This is a genomic window from Mesorhizobium sp. ESP7-2, from assembly GCF_020164715.1.
In the GTDB taxonomy this organism is placed as follows: domain Bacteria; phylum Pseudomonadota; class Alphaproteobacteria; order Rhizobiales; family Rhizobiaceae; genus Mesorhizobium.
This window is the reverse complement of the sequence record NZ_JAIUGQ010000024.1, coordinates 16,003-32,972: the sequence shown is the minus strand read 5'-3', so window position 1 is coordinate 32,972 and position 16,970 is coordinate 16,003. Positions and strand designations below refer to the sequence as shown.

Genomic DNA, 16,970 nt, shown 5'->3' with positions numbered 1-16,970 from the left:
CCTATCCGAGCGCCGCCTCCAATGTCTTGGAGGCTCCAGCGACCCGCATCCGCTCGTCCAGAAGTCCGTTGGTCAATAGATGCCTTATATGGCCGATACGCTGGAAGCGCGGCCCCTCGAACTCCTCAAGCGTGACATTCGACTTCCGGTACGCCTGGTAGAGTTGCTCGGCACCCTTGCGCGCATCCCATTGCGGCCTGAAAGCAGGAAGGGCAAGCGTGATCTTGTCGAAGTTGACGCGATAGGAGCGTTTGTCGGGTCCGGCGTCGGGCGCCAATTCAAGCCGGCAACCGGGCACGATCTCGGCGACGATCTCGGCGATGTCCCGGATCCTGTAATTGTGGTCCGTCCGTCCGACATTGAAGGCTTCGTTGTGAATGGCCCCGCGGGGCGCCTCTAGCCCGGCAATGAACGCCCTGGAAATGTCCTCGATATGGACGATCGGCCGCCACGGCGTTCCATCGGACTTCAGGAGGATGACGCCTTTGGTGACCGCCCACGCGACCAGATTGTTTAGCACGATATCGAAGCGGAGCCGCGGCGAGAGGCCGTAGGCCGTGGCGGGGCGGAAATAAGTGGGAGAAAAGCTGCTGCTGGCCAGTTCGGAAATATCCCGTTCTGAAAGGACCTTCGACCAGCCATAGGGCGTGACCGGATTCAGTTCGCCCGTTTCATCGACCATCCCGTCCCCCGCCTGTCCGTAATTGCTGCACGACGAGGCGAAAAGGAAGCGTGACACGCCGGCGTCCTTGGCTGCCTTGGCAAAGCGGACGCTGCCCTTATGGTTGATTTCATAGGTGATGTCCGGATCAAGGTCGGACAGTGGGTCATTGGAAAGCGCCGCAAGGTGGATGACCGCATCGAACCCTTCGAGGTCGCGCGCATGCACGTCCCTGACGTCCTTTTGGATGGATGGAATCGAAGCCCGCTCTCCACCAGCGGCAAAGGTGCAGCGCCGGTAAAGATCGCTGTCATAGCCCGTCACCGAATGCCCAGCACGAAGCAACATCGGCACCATCACCGATCCGATATAGCCTTGATGGCCGGTTACCATGACTTTCATCGCGCACCTCTTCTCAAGCCGATATCGATCTCCAGGAGGCTACTTGGGCTTGAAGGAATGGGGGAGAACGCCAATGGACACCCAGGATGCCCCGTTCGAGGAAGCGTTGCCGGCGCTTACCTCTTTTGCAGTGGTGTTCGTCTAATCCTTTCAGTGGAATCGGCGCACGTCTTGGGCTTGCGTTACGTGGCTGCAGGCAATTGCGCGTTCATTGGCTTTGAGCTACGGGGCCTTGAGCTATCAGCTCCAGGATCCAATCCCTGTATCCGCGGCTGTTTAGCTCTGGCGGCTGGAAAACCGTGCGCTCCGCCTTGAATGGGGAACCTTCAACATCGGTAACTTCCCCGCTCGTGGGATCGCGCCAGCGAGCGCGGACAAAAGCCGCCGAAAGCCGCGCCAGGTCCACTATGATGCGGTCATTGCCGGGCATGTAGACGACAGCATAGGATCCGTCCCGGGCGGTCGCGGCGACCGCCCTTTCCATGCCCTGGTTCATGCCGCCGACCAGGAAGCTGTTCCTGGCGTCGGGTTCGAGCAACCACCACTTTATCGAAGAGACGAAGGCGATAAGCATTTCCATGCTTTTTGCGCCAGGACTGCCGAGGGCGTCTTTCCACCCCATCGTTTGCCGATGGAGACCGGGCCCCCCGAAATGCCATATCGGGTTGTTGCCGTAGAGGTGTCCGAATGCGCCCGAGAGGATAGCCTGGTAAGCCTGAATGCGGACCCGGTACTCGTCGGTACCACTTTCGAACTCATAGGCGCTCTCAATCAGGAAGAAAGGCATACCCCTGTCGTACTCCCTGATCGCGGCCGTGTAGACAGGTCCGTACGTGTAGATGTTGTTCACGTTCAGCCAGGATTCGTGAGTCCATAAGTCAAGCGGTGCCGTTTCGGGAGCGCCATGGATGGTGCTAAGAGCGCCCGGATCCTCGTCAACGATGCCTTTGGCGATAGCCCTGACTAGATCCTTGTCCGCAGGATTGTCGTCACCACCGTTGACCCAAATGATGTTGTCGAAATGCCGGTAGCGATGTCCGACGAAATGGCCGTACGAAGCAAGCCTTCGTGGCCCTGCAGCCGCCATTTGCTGATACCAACCGTCAATACCACCGCCATAGCCAAGATACGCCGGCGCAAGCAGCACCAGGAAACCGAGGTCGCAAGCCTTCTGCAGGACGCGGTCCGCATGGGCAAAATACGCCTCATTCGGAACGGCGAAATCGTCGTTGCCAGCGAATGGCCTCTCGCCATATGCGTTTGCGGGCGCGTTTCGGGAAAACCGGTGCTCTAGGAGGTTGACCAGCACCGTATTGAAACCACGAGCCTTGCGGTCCTCAAGATAGAGGTCTGCCTCGTCATCCTTCAGATCTGCAATGAGGGACCAGGCCGAGTCACCATGCATCAAGAATGGATGCCCGTCCTTGTCGACCGGAAAGCTCTTTCCAGATTCGATCCGCAAGGGGAAACGCGTCCCCTTGTCGCGTTCGCAGGCTAAGCTTCCGGTCGCCATAGCCACCAAAAAAACGCAGGTCATGAGAACAGACATCAAGCGCATTGCGCTCGCTCGCTCCGGCTCGTCCTTCATGCTCACCCAGGTGTCGGCGCCGCGGAGGCGTCATGGGTGGCGGTGTGCCTGGAGTTAAACTCCGATGAGGTGACAATGCCGAAGGCTGCGTCCTTGCGGGTCATGGTGCCCGCGCGCAGCTGTCGCGTATAGGTTTCAAGGCCGTAGTTGTCTGCGGGGCGGTCAAGAAGCAGCAGGTAGAGAAAACCGATATAAACGCGGTCCGTCAGGCCGATCGTGGCATATCTGCTTTCGAAATCGTCCGTGTCCATCATTTCCACGATCATATCAGCAAGCTTGCTATTTCCGCTTCCAAGAGCTGCCGACCAACGCTCCACGCTGGCCGTGTCGCCATCGTGACCTAGAATGAGGCAATAGACGAAACTTGCCTGCCTCACATAGAGGGACTTGTTTGCAGCCAAGGTCTCTGGATCGCATTCCCGGTACGGCCTGGGCGCCGGCTGCGGGCCGCGGGTGAAGTCACGCACCGTCTTATAGGCAGGCTTAGGCTCGCCGACCCTCCATTTACCGTCGGGGGCCCGGACGAGCCTCACCAATCCCATATTAGCTTCGAAGCTGGGGGCCCAGTAGGCCTCATCGAACAGTTCGTAGATGTGCGCGGCCTCGACCCTGTACTTCTTGGTGAAGTCTTGGAGTCTCGTCATTGTCTGCTTGATGCCGTCGGCCTGCTGCTTCTCGCCGCGCTGGCTTCCGTAAGGATTGTTGAATTCGGTGACCCATATCGGCTTGCCGTAGCCCGACATCTCCCGGAAAGCCCATTCCGGATCGTCGCCGTACATATGCCAGACTGAGATATCCCAAACGATCCCGTCCTGCTTCATCCGCGCGAACGCGCCGACGTGGCCCCATCCGGCGGTGCCGATCGCCTTTCTGATGGTTGGATCGACAGCAATCATCCCTTCGGACAAGCCCTTTAGGACAGCACTCACTTTCACCCAGCGCGGGCCGTAATAATCGAGCGTTCCCGTTCCACCTGCAGGCCCCCAACCACATGGATATTGCGCGCCATCATCGCGCTTCTCACAAGGCTTTATGATTGCGTAGTTCTCCATCTCGTTGCCGAGTTCCCAGACACGGATGTCGTCCTTGAACCTTGAGCCAAGTGCAATCGCAAGTTTCCGGGTCCTGCCGTAAAGTTCTTCCGGGCTATCCTTGTCCATATCGATGCCGGCAGGCGTGAGGACAGGCAGGATCTCGATGCCTCTCACCTTTCCGGCGGAGACAAGATTGGCGAGCATATCCATGTCGCCCTCGCCCGTAACATCGACCCTGTATGACTTCAGGCCGAGATCCTTGATGAAGTCGAGCTGCCTTTCGATCGGGATACCCGGATAAGCAACTATTGGATGGCCGTTAATGCCCCAAAGGAAATTGGCGGAGGCAGACGAGACAAACGCCAGCAGGCAAACCGCAGCGACTGCGAAACGAAAGGACATGGCGACAGTTCTCCCGGTCGGGCACATGGATAGTCAGCAGTGCGGCCGCCGGAAGCAATCTACCCATACGGGTAACCAACGCGTTTGCGATACCCCTTTCGGAGGTCGCCACCAACTCAAGGCCGGTGCTGAAGCTCATACCCCCTATTTTACCCAAATCGGACCAGCCCTTAGCTGATCTGGAACAACGCTCGAGAACTCCGGCTGCCATCCCGTTACCCCTTTCGTCTGTGATCATTCCTTACTTTGAAGGTACTGACCTTTAACCGGGTTTGTCGGACTATTTGGCGTGACGAAGGTGGCCCTCGCCGCTACCGGGAAAGGAAATGTATGCCTTCTGTAAAACGCGCACTTCTGATGAGCACGGGCGAACGTTATGTCCTGCTCGTATCGAATTTCGCTACGACCGCGGTGGTTTCGCGCATATTGACACCACAGGAAATCGGCGTGTCGGTGATCGGGATGGCAATCCTGGCGATAGTCCTGTCTGTCAGGGAGTTCTCCAGTTCAACCTTCCTGATCCAGCGCGGGGAACTCAGCCGCGAGGATATCCGGGGGGCCTTTACGGTGATGTTCGTCCTTACCGGAATTGCCGTCACCGTTCTTTTAGCCGCGTCCCCTGTTCTGGCCTCAGTCTACGCGGAGCCGAACCTCCTTCCCTATTTTCGAGTTATTTCAGCCTGCCTCTTCCTCGACGCCTTGGTCGTCCTGGTCAATGCTCTCCTGCGCCGGGAAATGGCCTTCGGCAAGGTAGCTGCCATTAGCATCACCAACGGGGCGACAGGGTCTGTGGCAACAATCGCTTTGGCGTTCGCGGGCTTCAGCTATATGAGCTTCGCTTGGGCGTGGCTAATCGGCAGTGGGCTTGCCGCATGCCTCGCACTCGCCCTGTGCCCGCATTTCTGGATGTTTAAGCCAACTCTGGCCAATTGGCGCGCAATGATCTCGTTCGGCGGATACAACGGCTCCATCGCCATACTCTTCCGGATATTTGACGCGCTGCCCCTGCTCTTGTTGGGCCGACTCGTGTCACCGAATGCCGCGGCCTTGTTCAGCAGGACCCTCTTGATCAGCCAAATACCCGACAAACTCCTCCTCGGAGGGGCCGTGGCGGTCGTATTGCCCGCCTTTTCGGCAGAGGTCAGACGAGGCAGCGATTTGAAGCGCCCCTATCTCGCGGCCCTTTCTATTGTCACCGCGTTGTACTGGCCCGCTCTTCTCGTGCTCTCAGTGCTGGCCTATCCCGTGGTGGACATCGTGCTCGGTCGACAATGGATCGAGGCTGCGCCGCTCGTTCAGGTCGTCGCGATTGCTCTTCTCTTCTCCTTCAGTTTTGAGCTCAATTACCCGGTATTGGTTGCGGTCGGTGCGATCCGCGACTTGTTCATCCGAGCCCTGATCGTCTTCCCGATTTCCGGCATTCTCTTGTCAATGGCTGGCGTCTTCGGCGGATTGCAGGCGGCCGCCTGGTGTATGCTGGTGACTGTTCCTTTCCAGGCATACGTTGCCCTGAGCTTCGTTCGGCGCAGGCTGGGATTGAAACTGAAGGACATCGCCGCAGAGTTATGGAGAAGCGCGGTCGTGGCCCTAGCGAGCGCAGCTGGTCCGCTGTGCGTGGCTTTCTTGTCGGGCACAGGCTTCGCCCTTTCGCATGGGCTGGCGCTCGCAGCAGGAGTGTTGGCGTTGGGTGGATGGGGAGCGGCATTGGTCCTTACCAGACATCCTTTGGTTGACGAGATATTCAAGTCCATCCCCGGTTTCCGGGGCGCCTCGCTCCGCCCGGCCGAGTGAGGCGAGCACAAGTGAACACGATAGCCGACGAAAAAGTCGGATAGCCAGCGGCTATCCAAACCGCGCCTGGAAGGACGCGAATGTTCGTGGACGACAACAAGCGGGAAAAAAAGCAGGGCCTCGCCCTCCCGAAAGGCTTGGACTGCGAGGCATTCCGAAGCCGCCGGATTTGCCATTCGCGCGTCCTGACCTCTGTCGACCCTTCCAATCAGAGCGTGCACGGCCGCGGTACCATGCTGCCGCTCGCATGCATGCACCGATAGAGAGAGCACACACCATGGTCCTCTCGCGCAGGAATGGATTCTCGCAGGTCATAAGCGCCCCACAGAGAATATGCCTTTTCGGAATGTTTGGCGGAGGTAATTTCGGGAATGACGCGTCGTTGGAATCGTTTTTGCTCTTCTTGCGGGAAGCTAGGCCGGAGGCGGCTATCGCATGCGTTTGTGTTGATCCAGATGCAATTGGTAAAGCGCATCAGATTGTCACAACACCAATCAGCGCTCCAGAGTTTTCCAATACGCTCCTGAGGTTCTGCAATAAAGTCAGCCTGAGAATAATTGGAAGACTAGCGAACTGGTACCGGGCAATCAAATATGTCAGGCAATTCGACATCATAATTGTGCCAGGAACGTCAACGTTAAACGACTACGGCTCAGGTCCATTTGGAACATCCTACGGTCTGTTCCGCTGGGCTGCATCTGCGCGATTGTCCGGGGTGAAGTTCTGCTTTATTGGAACCGGCGCAGGTCCAATCCTGAACTCTACCAGCCGCTGGATGTTGCGGTCTGCAGCAGCTTGGGCATACTTCCGTTCGTTCCGCGATCAGATCTCCAAGGACTTCTTAGCCTCCCTTGGCATCGATACAAGTAGAGATAACCTCTATCCAGATCTTGTTTTCAAGCTGCCTACGCCATTGCCGGTGCAAGACGACACGGGAGGAAAACTGACGACAGTTGGGGTTGGCCTTATGAACTACAATGGCTGGCGCGCCGGCGCGCGCTCAGGGTCGGATACCTCTATCTATCAAACCTACATCGAGAAGATGGGCCGCTTCGTCACCTCGTTGCTAGATCGAGGTTACAGAGTACGCCTTATTATCGGCGAAACCGTGGATATGCGGGCAGTGAGGGATGTCGGTCGAATTGCTAAGGCGAGCGGATATGACCTGATCGACGGCACCCGAACCACTCGGCAGGCCCGTCAGCTTGTCGCGGAGCCAATCAACTCCCTGCATGACGTCATGCGGCAAATTGGCGACACTGACATCGTTGTCGCCACACGTTTTCACAACGTGGTTTGCGCTTTGAAGCTTGCCCTGCCGACGATCTCGATAGGATACGAGGCAAAGAACGATGCGGTGATGACCGACTTCGGCCTTGGGCGGTTCTGTCAATCCGTTGAAAATCTGAAGCTTGAGCTGCTGGAGACGCACCTCACCGAATTGTTAGAAAACAAAGAGCGCTATCGCGCAATCGTTCGGCAGCATCTCGATAAGGTATTGCTTCGTGTAAAGGAGCACGAGCAGGAGTTGTTGTCCAAGATCCTCTGAGATTAAGCTGAGGCGCCGGTTATTGCCTATCAAAAAAATTGTCGATCGCGCAATCGGCCGCGGCTTCACCCACCCAGCAACTCCTGCTGACGGTTCGGTCAGCGGACCTCCGGTTTAAAAAATCTCGGAGCAGAACTTGGCTTCGTCAATCTCAGGACCCGTTGAAAGATGCCAGCTTCGCTTCCAATTCGAATAGGGTACCCATTCGACCAACGATTTGGCCCAATCCGCAGCGGTCGGAGCGACTTGCCGCTCTTTCAGGCCCTTCAAGAGTTCCTGAGCCGCGTCCAGCCTTCCCATCATTGTCCATTTTAGGGCCAAGCGCATCATCCTGGCACGCATACATTCCTTTTTACGTCGGAAAGTCGGCTCGTCCCAGCACTGAGCCCCAAACGCACATAAAATGTCAAAACGCTCAAGTAAGGTTTTCAACTGGTTCGCGCCGAGTTGCTGGCTGGTGAGCGAATTCGCGTGCCAACGCGTGTAGACGAGTGGCGCGTGCAAATAGGCGAGCTTGCCACGCAGGGCACTGCGAACGACTGCAGAAAAATCAAAATGGATCGGGGCATCGTTGAAGAAAACCGGGCTTTGCGCGCTGTCAGGAAAGCGAACAAACAGGTGATGGTACGGCAGCCAATTAATGCTTTCATCTAGCATCTTGGCCGCGATCTCAATTCCTCCAAAAATGCCTTGTTTCAACGGCAAATTCGCGCGATGGACCCTGTCCATGAAAACATCGTCGCAAAGAACGACCTCAATTTTTTCGTCGGATTGAGCAATCTCAACGAAGCGCGAGATGCAATCGCTGCGCATCAGGTCGTCTGCGCATAGCACCTTCACATAAAAGGCCTCGGTGGGAACTGCGCAAAGCGCCTTAGTCCAGTTTTCTCGCAGCGGAAGGACGCTGTCATTGCGAAGAGTAATCAGCTCAAAACGCTCCGACCGAAAGCGATCGATGATTTGTGACGTGTTGTCCGAGCTGCAATTGTCAACGAGAACGTGTACAATGTTATCATAGGTCTGCCGCTGGACGGATCTCATCGTAGCTTCGAGATACGCACCTCCATTGTATACCGGCGTTACCACGGCAACGAGAGGCAGAGCTGGTGCCGAGCGATGTCTCATAACGTTGTCTTTTTCGTATTCGGACCGCGATATTGAATTGACCCTACCTCAAAAGCGACACTGCCGGAGCTGCCGGTCATGAAGTCGACCCCAGCTTCAGTCGATGGCTTCGGTTAAGAGGAGGCGTTCGGCCCAGGATTTTTCTCATGGCAAACGACTCCGATGCTCAGATCGGGGCTGCGCGCCACCTTGATGCCCTGTCGTCGATCTAGGCGTTGCCGCTGAAGGTGATGTTCCTGGTGCGGCGAACCAATCGGACAGATATCGGGTCATAGGCAATTCGGCATAAAGATAAACGAACACCGAAACGCAGGTTACGGCCATGGGGGTCACGAACAACAGCACCGTGGCCAACCATGCCGAATTTCCGCTTTCGACAACGAGCTTCTCGGATATGAGATCCACGAACCAGTGTGTCAGGTAGATCGAGTAGGTGCATTTGGCGAGAAAGTTCAAAAGCTTCGAATCATTGTAGATGCCAAGCTGCTCCAGAGTAACAACCCCCAGCAACAGAAGCGACATCGGCACGCCGAGGGCGAGGACGCGAGGCAGCGCCGGCCAGAAGAACGGACGCAAGACCGCAGCCATGGCGCCGAAGGTGACGGCCGCCGCTGCGAGAGCAACGATGCGACGCTGCGGCATTTTGAAAAGGAACGGCCCAGAGCTGACAAACTTGAAGATGAGAATGCCGAGGGCAAAATCAATCAGTATGGGATTGGTGTAAAATACGACAATTTGGTTATCAATTCTCGATATCTTGCCTGCGGCTGCAAGAAATACGACGAAGGCGGCAGAATAGAAGACACCGTTTTTCACGCTTACAATTTGAAAAGCCGCTATAATCAAGCTGAACTCGACGATAACCAGCAATGTCCAGGTCGGATACAGGATCGGGTAGGAACCGTGGGGGACGAAGGCAAGCGACATGAAGAGTGCAGACAACGGCGTCGAATGGTTATTCATCGCGTAATTTTCGACAAGAAATGCGAGAACCGTGAAGCCCCAGTATAAAGGCACGATGCGAATGAGCCTCGTGCGCAAATAAGCGCCTGCGGACGTGCCATTGTTCCCGAGCACGTGCGCGGTAAGAAAACCAGCCAGGACCACGAACAGGTCCGTTCCGAAACGGAAAATCTCCAAGACAGCCGGACCGATGTGGGCGGCGCCCACCACCCCGGCCATGTGGATGTAGGCGATGGCATAGGCGGATACCAGCCTCAAAAGCTGAGGATTGTGCCAGAACTTCCTAGCCTGAGCAGTCCGGGTCGCGGCGGGAGAGTATTCCGCGTTGACCCTGGACGTTATCGATGCCAGGCCAACCGTGCCGAGCGTTAAGAAGACCATCGCCCTATCCAATGAAGCCGCTACGGTGCCCTGTTTGCCCTCGATCGGCTTCGACCTCAATTTATCGGAGGCGAGTGGACCTGAGAATTGACCCAAATGGCGCATTTCTAAGCAATTTGAGGAATATGGGGTCAATCGTTTCCGTTAGGCCATGGAGCGCGGGTTGGCACCCGGCGCGACACGATGCCTCCGATCACCGTGGCCCTGCGCCGGCTTCGAAAACTCGGCAAGGTCGTTCCCCTCGGAGGGTCTCCTGCCACGGAACCGCTCCCCGAAATCGGCGTCGACCTGGACCATCAGTTCCAGGTATTTCCACGCGATCCACCGCCAGGAATAACTGCTTGCCCTGGCGTTGCCCTTGGTCACCAGCCACTCGCGCAAGGCCGGGGTGACCAAAAGGTGGCGGACCTTTTCGGCCCACGCATGGACGTCGTCAGGATCGACGTAAAGAGCAGAGTCCCCACAGATTTCCGGGAGGCACGGCGAGCTCGATGCAATGACGGGACAGCCAGACGCCATCGCTTCGACCGCCGGAAGCCCGAAACCCTCGATGCGTGAGGGGAACAGGAAGCACAAAGCGCCCTCGAGCGCCTTCTTGAAGTCGTCGTCGTCGATGCGGCCAAGGAAGACGATGTTGTCGGGCAGTTTCGCAACGTATCGCAGGACCGTGGCTTCGTCGACGTCACCAGGCATCCACAAATCCAGACCCATCTCATCGAGGAGCGGGGCCAGCCGGGCGAGAAGCTCAAGGTTCTTGTATTCTTGGTCCCCCCGGCCAAGGCAGAGGACATATGGCCTACGCCGATCCACGGCCAGGGACGATTTCCGGGCATCCCATCTCTTGGCATGGTCGCTGCCGTTGTAGGTGACGACAATATTTTCCTCCGGCGCTATTCCGAACTTGATCAGGTGACTCCGCGCCAACTGCGAGACCGTCGTGATACGAGCAGCCCGCCTGCCGAGCGCTGGCAGGATGAGGCGGTGCGCCCACCGGAAGCCCCTCGGATAGCTCAACGGCATCAGCCTGGTGTGCATGTCGTGAATGCAAGCGATTTGACGGCTCAGCATGACGGGAGCGAGGTTGCAGAAACTCAGCAATCCCCCGGGCACATGCCAGGGCAACTGCGCCTGAACCCAAAGTTGAGGAAGTCGTGGTCTGTTGAATTCCGGAATGATCCGTACGGTGATGGCCTTGAGGGGCAAGGGTTCGGTTAGCGGGCGTGGGATCACGAGATCCATTTCCAGATCGCGACCAAGCGGATGCCCTTCCGAAATGAGGGCGTCGAGTGCCATGGTCACTTCGCGAGCATAACGGGCTACTCCATTACGGCGAAGCGTCGTGAAGTCTCCGTTTATCGTCCAGCGCCGCCTCGCCGCCCCTTGATCCGCTGACCTGAGCTCGGGTATACCGATCAGGTAGTTGGCGTCTTCGACAAGGGATCCCGCCAGCTGTGTGCCGCTGTCGCGGCCATTCAACCGCCTTGATGACGGCGACTGCGTCGCTTCGAATTCGGAATTACCCATAACCCTCTCCGGTCCGGCTGCACCTGTGGTCAGATTAGCATTCTCGGTCGCGCACGGCCCTCCAACGTTCGAGGTAGGTACAACGCCGCCCTCGCCCGGCCGGATGAGCCCCCCGCGCAAACAGGTGACCGAATGGCCGTAGTGACCGCGCCCCTATGGCCGCTCCACAGTGAGGGTCTCGGGGGTAAGGGCATGCCACGACGTTGGACAATCAATGGGCGTTTTCTTTCCCAGCCGACAACCGGCGTGCAACGCTATGCCTATGAAATCGTCCGTTCGCTGGACGCGTTGATTGAGGAGCGGGTGCCACTTGCTAGCGATCTCCAGGTCCGCCTGCTCTGTCCACCCGGATCTGGGGACATCCCCCTCATGTCCATCGAACGCCGCGAGATCGGCGGCGCGCGCGGGCATGTTTGGGAGCAAGCGCGACTTCCCGTCGCTCTCGACGGCGGCGGTCTGCTCAGCCTCTGCAACACGGGGCCTCTGCTTTCCCACAAACATATCGTTTGTATTCATGACGCAAATGTCTGGAACGCGCCGCAGAGCTATTCCCTCGCCTTCAGATGCCTTTACAGAACGCTGTTGCCTTGCCTCGGCAAGACGGCATGGGGTATTTCGACTGTCTCCGCTTTCTCGCTCGGTGAACTCATCCGCCAAGGCGTGATCCCGGCGCACAGGGCCTTCGTGGCCTCTAACGGCCATGAGCATGTCTTGCGTTGGAAGCCTGAACACTCGGCGCCAATCCAATTGGCGGCCTCGCGGGACACCATAGTCATGATCGGAAGTGCCGCACCCCACAAGAACGTAGACCTCATCTTGAACATGGCTGACCGCCTCGGAGCAGTCGGGCTCAGGCTAGCGATCGTCGGCATGTCGGAATCGCGCGTCTACAAGTCAGGATCCGCGCGCACACAAGCGCGAAACATCCACTGGCTCGGCCGCGTTTCCGATGGCGAGTTGGCCGCTCTGCTTGGGGACTCGCTGTGCCTGGCTTTCCCCTCGCTTACCGAAGGCTTCGGCCTGCCGGCCCTCGAGGCGATGGCTGTCGGCTGCCCCGTGGTGGTTTCAGAACGCGCAAGCCTGCCTGAGGTCTGCACGAGCGCGGCACTATACGCCTCTCCCGACAATCCGGAGGCATGGTTCGACAGCTTCATGCGACTTCATCGTTCTCAGGCGTTGCGAACGGAGATGGTGGCAAAGGGAAAAGCAAGAGCCTCAGCATACAGCTGGAGGGCGACGGCGTTACTTTATCTCAAGGCCATGGCGGCCGCCGATGGCCGCGACGCGCAAACCAATCGCGTCAGGATGCGCGAACTCATATGACGTCGTGAAGTGACTGGACGGCCCCGATCGATTCCAGAATCGCGCGATCGAAGTTCTCTTCGGAAAAGCGTGCTGCATTGGCGGTGCAGGCACGGGGGGTGATAGCGTGGCTGTTTTCTTCGAACCGTACGACGGCCGCCTTGAGAGACTCGATAGTCTGCGCCTTGAACAGCACCCCCGTCGGCTCGGCGGATGACCCCAGGCGCCGCACGATGTCAACCGCGCCGCCTCGGCCGAACGCGATCAGCGGGGTCCCACAGGCTTGCGCCTCGGCCAACGCGATGCCGAAGTCCTCGCAGCCCGCAAAGACCATGGCCTTTGCCCGCGCCAGCGTCTCGACATACTCCTTGCGGGGTAGAAAACCCGAAAACGTGATGTTAGGCCCAGCCAGCGATCGCAAGCTGGCGGATTGCTGTCCTTCGCCAACGATGACCAGCCGCCGCGATGGCATATCGTTGAAGGCCCTGATCACCAGGTCGGTTCGCTTGTATGGGGCTAGGAAGGATGCCGAGACGTAGTAGTCATCCTTGTCTTCCACACACGGCAGTTCTCCTACGCAAACCGGCGGGAAAACGACGCGCGCGTCGCGCCCGTAAATGTGCTGGATGCGGGAACGGACATAGTTCGAGTTCGCCAACATCAGGTCCGGACCATGCGCGGTCCTGGTATCCCACGTCCTCAGCCGGTGCAGCATGTACCGATAGAGCATTCCCTTGGGACCAAAGCCCAGCCTTCCCTGCTGAAGATAGGAGAACTGCTCATCCCATGCATAGCGGACGGGGCTGTGCACATAACATAAATGCGGTTGATCCGGCCTGGTGATCACGCCACGCGAAAACGCGGCCGAAGAGGAGATCACCGCGTCGTAACCTGTCACGTCGAACTGCTCGATCAGGAAAGGGCAAAAGAAGAAAAGAGACCGGTAGAATTTCCGCACCATGGGAATCCGGTTGGCTGCCGACGTATGGAATTCCACATCCCGGAAATATTGCTCTTTGACGTCGGCTGGCAGAAAATCGAAAAGCGTGAAGACTTCGGCATTCGGAAACTGCTTGCAGATTTGCGCAAGAACCCGCTCCCCTCCCCGGAAGTTCGGGCACCAGTCGTGAACGACCGCTATTCTTGCATATCTGTCGACAATCCCCGGCGCGGCCGGCAGTTTCTCGATTGGCACCGTGAGCTTGGCGGCGATTGCCAGGTCGGAAGAACGTTCGTGGAGCATGGTTCCCCCTTGCCGCAGCCAGCAATCGCAATCCCGGCAGTCTCTCTTCCATGCCATGGCTCCTGCAAGTCGTCCGATCGGTTACAGGACGCTGCGGGCGCTGGACGGCCTAGTACTTTTGGTTGGGGCGCGTCCGCCCGGAATACGCCAAAAGCCTGTGCTGCGAGGTAACCCGGACTCGTCCCTAACCTTTTATGCAGGCTGTCCAGGTGTGTTCGCCGTTCTAGGGTCGACGGGCACCGAAACATGGACCTGGCATGAGACTGGCAGTGATTATCCCAACCCTAGGCCGCAGCGCACAGGTCGCGCGCCTGCTCGGCTATTTGGGCAGCCAGAACAGACTTCCCGACGAAGTCATATTGTCCGCGCCCGACGCCACGCATATTGAATTACCAGCCAGTTGCCCCTTTCCTGTATCGTGTGTTTTCGGACCGAGGGGGCTGACCGCGCAGCGGAACACGGCTCTCGCGCCGTCGCTCGCGCGTTTCGACATCATCACGTTCTTCGACGACGATTTCGTCCCATCGGCCGAATACCTGAAACAAATCGAAGAAGCCTTCATCACCAATCACGAATGGGCGGTGGTGATGGGCAGGGTCATCAAGGACGGGGCTGCCAATGCTGGCCTGACCTGGGAAGATGCCGAAGCCGCGCTGCAGGCAGCAGAGGGCACCAGCAGTGCCGGACCTTCGGCAATCGACCATGTGGGCGCATACGGATGTAACATGTCCGTCCGTTCCTCGCTTGTAGGCGATTTGCGTTTCGACGAGCGCCTCGTCCTCTATGGCTGGCAGGAGGACATCGACTTCACCAGCCAACTGAGATCGAAAGGTCGCGTGGTCTGCGTAACCTCGATCAGGGGGGTCCATCTGGGCATCAAGACAGGTCGCGTCAGCGGAGAGCGATTCGGCTACTCCCAGGTTGCGAATGCGATCTATCTGATCAGGAAGGGGTCCGTGCCGGCATCTTTCGCGCTTCCCCTGATGCTCAGGAATATTGCGGCCAATCTGGCAAAGAGCCTTTGGCCCGAGCCCTATGTCGACCGTAGGGGCAGGCTCAGGGGCAACCTGCTCGCCATCCTGCACGTCGCGATTGGACGAATCGAACCCGAGTACATCTTGAGAATCTGACGAAGGGGAAGACAATGCGCAAATGGGTCTTGACGATCGCGTCTGCCTCACTCGCCGCGGTGGTCGCCGGCGCCTTGCCCTCGGTGGCTGCCGAGTATCTCCTCGGGCCCCAAGATAAGGTCAGGCTCAAGGTTTATGAATGGCGCGCGTCACGTGATGTGATTTTTGAATGGACGGCTCTCAACGACGCTTTCGTCGTCGGTGCCGACGGCACGCTCTTCCTTCCGTTTGTCGGCCAGATACGCGCGCAGGGCACCGCTCCCGGCGACCTCGCCAGGGCCATCGGCGATCGCTTGATGCGGAACATGGGGCTCGGCCGCCAGCCCGATGTCGCTGTAGAAATCGTGCAGTACAGACCTTTCTACATCGTCGGCAACGTCAAGCAGCCCGGTGAGTTTCCTTATCGGCCCGGACTGACCGTGCTGCAGGCGGTGGGGATCGCGGGCGGCTTGCCGATACGCCAGGACGACATATCGCGGCTCGGGCGGGAAGTCATCTCAGGCCAGGGCGACGTGGGATTACTAGCGCTGAACAATGTCAGCCTTCTTGCCCGCAAGGCGCGCCTTGAAGCCGAACTGGCCGGCAGCGAGGAGATCTCTTTTCCTGCCGAATTGAACGACAGGGTCTCCAACCAAACCGTTGCATCGACAATGGACCAGGAGCGCAAGATCTTTGCGATCCGCAAGGACGCGCTGACGACACAACTGCGTTCGCTCCATGAACTCAGGGAATTCCTGGAAAAGGAACTGGACTCGCTGGGACAGCAACTGACGTTCCACGACAAACAGATTGAGCTTGTCCAGAAGGAACTCGCGAGTGTTTCGACGCTTGTCGAGAAGGGACTGGCCGTTGCACCACGCGAGCTATCGCTTGAGGGGACAGTCGCGCAGATGCAAGGGGACAGGCTCGCTGCCGAGACCTCACTCTTGCGCGTGAGGCAGGAGATCAGCAAGACGGACATCGAGATTCTCGACATCAGCAACCGGCACGCCAGCGAAGTCGCTGAAAGCTTGCGCGAAACCCAGCTGCAGCTTAACGAAGTCACCAGCAAGGCCGATACCGCGGTGCAGTTGCTGCACGAAACCGAGATTGCAGTCCCTGCCCTGCTCGCTCTGAGGCAACGCGCCGAAAGTGCCAAGCCAATCTTCAAGATCGTCAGGACGACGGATAGCAGCACAGCCGAACTTCCCGCCGAGGAAACCACAGCAGTCAACCCCGGCGACACAGTGAAGGTCGAGATCCCGGCGCCGGACTCAGGTTTGGCTAGCATACCTGCAGGCGGGAGCCTTCAGGCCGAGACGGTCCCGGTTCAGGGCATCAATTGAACAAGCCCGCGATCCGCCAGGGCAACTGAGGTAGTTGGCTGATCGATCCCCACCGCGTCAGATCCTGTGACGCTCTCGATCGCCTACGCATGATCGACTTGGCCCGGGCGCGGAAAACCGCGGCTAGCCGAACCATTCAGGAAAGATCAGGAAGATGAAGCAGGGTTCGACGCTCAACCCGACCGTCTACGCAATGCTCGGAGCACTTGCCTTGCTCTTTGAGGCCGCATATCAGTGAGCAACATGGGCCCTCAGGCCCCGGACGGAACCTTGTGCCGCAGTGAGTTGATCCGTCCTGCCACTGGAGATGTCGGTGCTCATGACACTAATCGCCCTGGCGGCTGCGGGCGCTCTGATAGGCCTGCGGTTCAAGGTTCCCGCCCTGCTCGCGGCGACCGCCCTGCTTGCCATTGGAAGCTTGGCCTGGAACGGCTTTGGATTTCCCGGCCATGTGAGCGTCCTCAAATTCCTTATCCTGGCATTCGTGTTGGCAGGCGCGTACATCATCGGCGTGTTTCTGTCCGTCCGCTGGAGGCGAACCACAGAGTGA

General features: G+C 58.2%; 13 protein-coding genes. 6 read left to right on the top strand and 7 right to left on the bottom strand.

Annotated elements, in window-relative coordinates; all coding sequences use genetic code 11:
* Position 1 precedes the first annotated feature (1 nt).
* From LB543_RS21390 to LB543_RS21380, 3 genes are all read right to left on the bottom strand, one after another.
* Positions 2–1,063 carry an NAD-dependent epimerase/dehydratase family protein gene (locus LB543_RS21390; protein WP_224615453.1) on the bottom strand — a complete coding sequence of 354 codons (1,062 nt, stop codon included), beginning with the start codon at positions 1,061–1,063 and terminating at the stop codon, positions 2–4.
* A 208-nt stretch (positions 1,064–1,271) separates the two neighbouring features.
* Positions 1,272–2,651, bottom strand: coding sequence for a DUF4038 domain-containing protein (locus LB543_RS21385; protein WP_224615485.1), 1,380 nt, complete (start codon positions 2,649–2,651; stop codon positions 1,272–1,274).
* A 2-nt stretch (positions 2,652–2,653) separates the two neighbouring features.
* Positions 2,654–4,087: a DUF4214 domain-containing protein gene (locus LB543_RS21380; protein ID WP_224615452.1), complete on the bottom strand. Its 1,434-nt coding sequence runs from the start codon at positions 4,085–4,087 to the stop codon at positions 2,654–2,656.
* A 357-nt stretch (positions 4,088–4,444) separates the two neighbouring features.
* Between LB543_RS21380 and LB543_RS21375 the strand changes: the two genes are divergently transcribed.
* Together LB543_RS21375 and LB543_RS21370 are read left to right on the top strand one after the other, a co-directional pair.
* Positions 4,445–5,878 (top strand): oligosaccharide flippase family protein, encoded by a 1,434-nt coding sequence (locus LB543_RS21375; RefSeq protein ID WP_224615451.1) that lies wholly within the window; start codon positions 4,445–4,447, stop codon positions 5,876–5,878.
* A gap of 247 nt (positions 5,879–6,125) precedes the next feature.
* Entirely contained in the window at positions 6,126–7,427 is a 1,302-nt protein-coding gene (locus LB543_RS21370) for a polysaccharide pyruvyl transferase family protein (RefSeq protein ID WP_318012993.1), read from the top strand.
* 114 nt (positions 7,428–7,541) lie between these two features.
* Here LB543_RS21370 and LB543_RS21365 read toward each other — a convergent pair whose 3' ends face one another.
* From LB543_RS21365 to LB543_RS21355, 3 genes are all read right to left on the bottom strand, one after another.
* Positions 7,542–8,552 carry a glycosyltransferase family A protein gene (locus LB543_RS21365; RefSeq protein ID WP_224615450.1) on the bottom strand — a complete coding sequence of 337 codons (1,011 nt, stop codon included), beginning with the start codon at positions 8,550–8,552 and terminating at the stop codon, positions 7,542–7,544.
* Positions 8,553–8,696: 144 nt separating this feature from the next.
* Positions 8,697–9,896, bottom strand: a complete 1,200-nt coding sequence (locus LB543_RS21360) for an acyltransferase family protein (RefSeq protein WP_224615449.1) — start codon at positions 9,894–9,896, stop codon at positions 8,697–8,699.
* Between the two features lie 144 nt (positions 9,897–10,040).
* Positions 10,041–11,420, bottom strand: coding sequence for a glycosyltransferase family 4 protein (locus tag LB543_RS21355; RefSeq protein ID WP_224615448.1), 1,380 nt, complete (start codon positions 11,418–11,420; stop codon positions 10,041–10,043).
* 369 nt (positions 11,421–11,789) lie between these two features.
* Between LB543_RS21355 and LB543_RS21350 the strand changes: the two genes are divergently transcribed.
* Complete coding sequence (locus tag LB543_RS21350; RefSeq protein ID WP_224615447.1) at positions 11,790–12,743, top strand: glycosyltransferase family 4 protein; 954 nt, start codon at positions 11,790–11,792, stop codon at positions 12,741–12,743.
* Here the strand turns inward: LB543_RS21350 and LB543_RS21345 are convergent.
* Positions 12,736–13,965 carry a glycosyltransferase gene (locus LB543_RS21345; protein ID WP_224615446.1) on the bottom strand — a complete coding sequence of 410 codons (1,230 nt, stop codon included), beginning with the start codon at positions 13,963–13,965 and terminating at the stop codon, positions 12,736–12,738. The two genes, LB543_RS21350 and LB543_RS21345, sit on opposite strands and share 8 nt — an antisense overlap.
* Positions 13,966–14,222: 257 nt before the next feature.
* Between LB543_RS21345 and LB543_RS21340 the strand changes: the two genes are divergently transcribed.
* The 3 genes from LB543_RS21340 (at position 14,223) to LB543_RS21330 (ending at position 16,970) form a co-directional block, all read left to right on the top strand.
* Entirely contained in the window at positions 14,223–15,095 is an 873-nt protein-coding gene (locus tag LB543_RS21340) for a glycosyltransferase family 2 protein (protein WP_224615445.1), read from the top strand.
* Between the two features lie 14 nt (positions 15,096–15,109).
* Positions 15,110–16,420 carry a polysaccharide biosynthesis/export family protein gene (locus LB543_RS21335; RefSeq protein ID WP_140764610.1) on the top strand — a complete coding sequence of 437 codons (1,311 nt, stop codon included), beginning with the start codon at positions 15,110–15,112 and terminating at the stop codon, positions 16,418–16,420.
* A 319-nt stretch (positions 16,421–16,739) separates the two neighbouring features.
* Positions 16,740–16,970: a hypothetical protein gene (locus LB543_RS21330; protein ID WP_140764613.1), complete on the top strand. Its 231-nt coding sequence runs from the start codon at positions 16,740–16,742 to the stop codon at positions 16,968–16,970.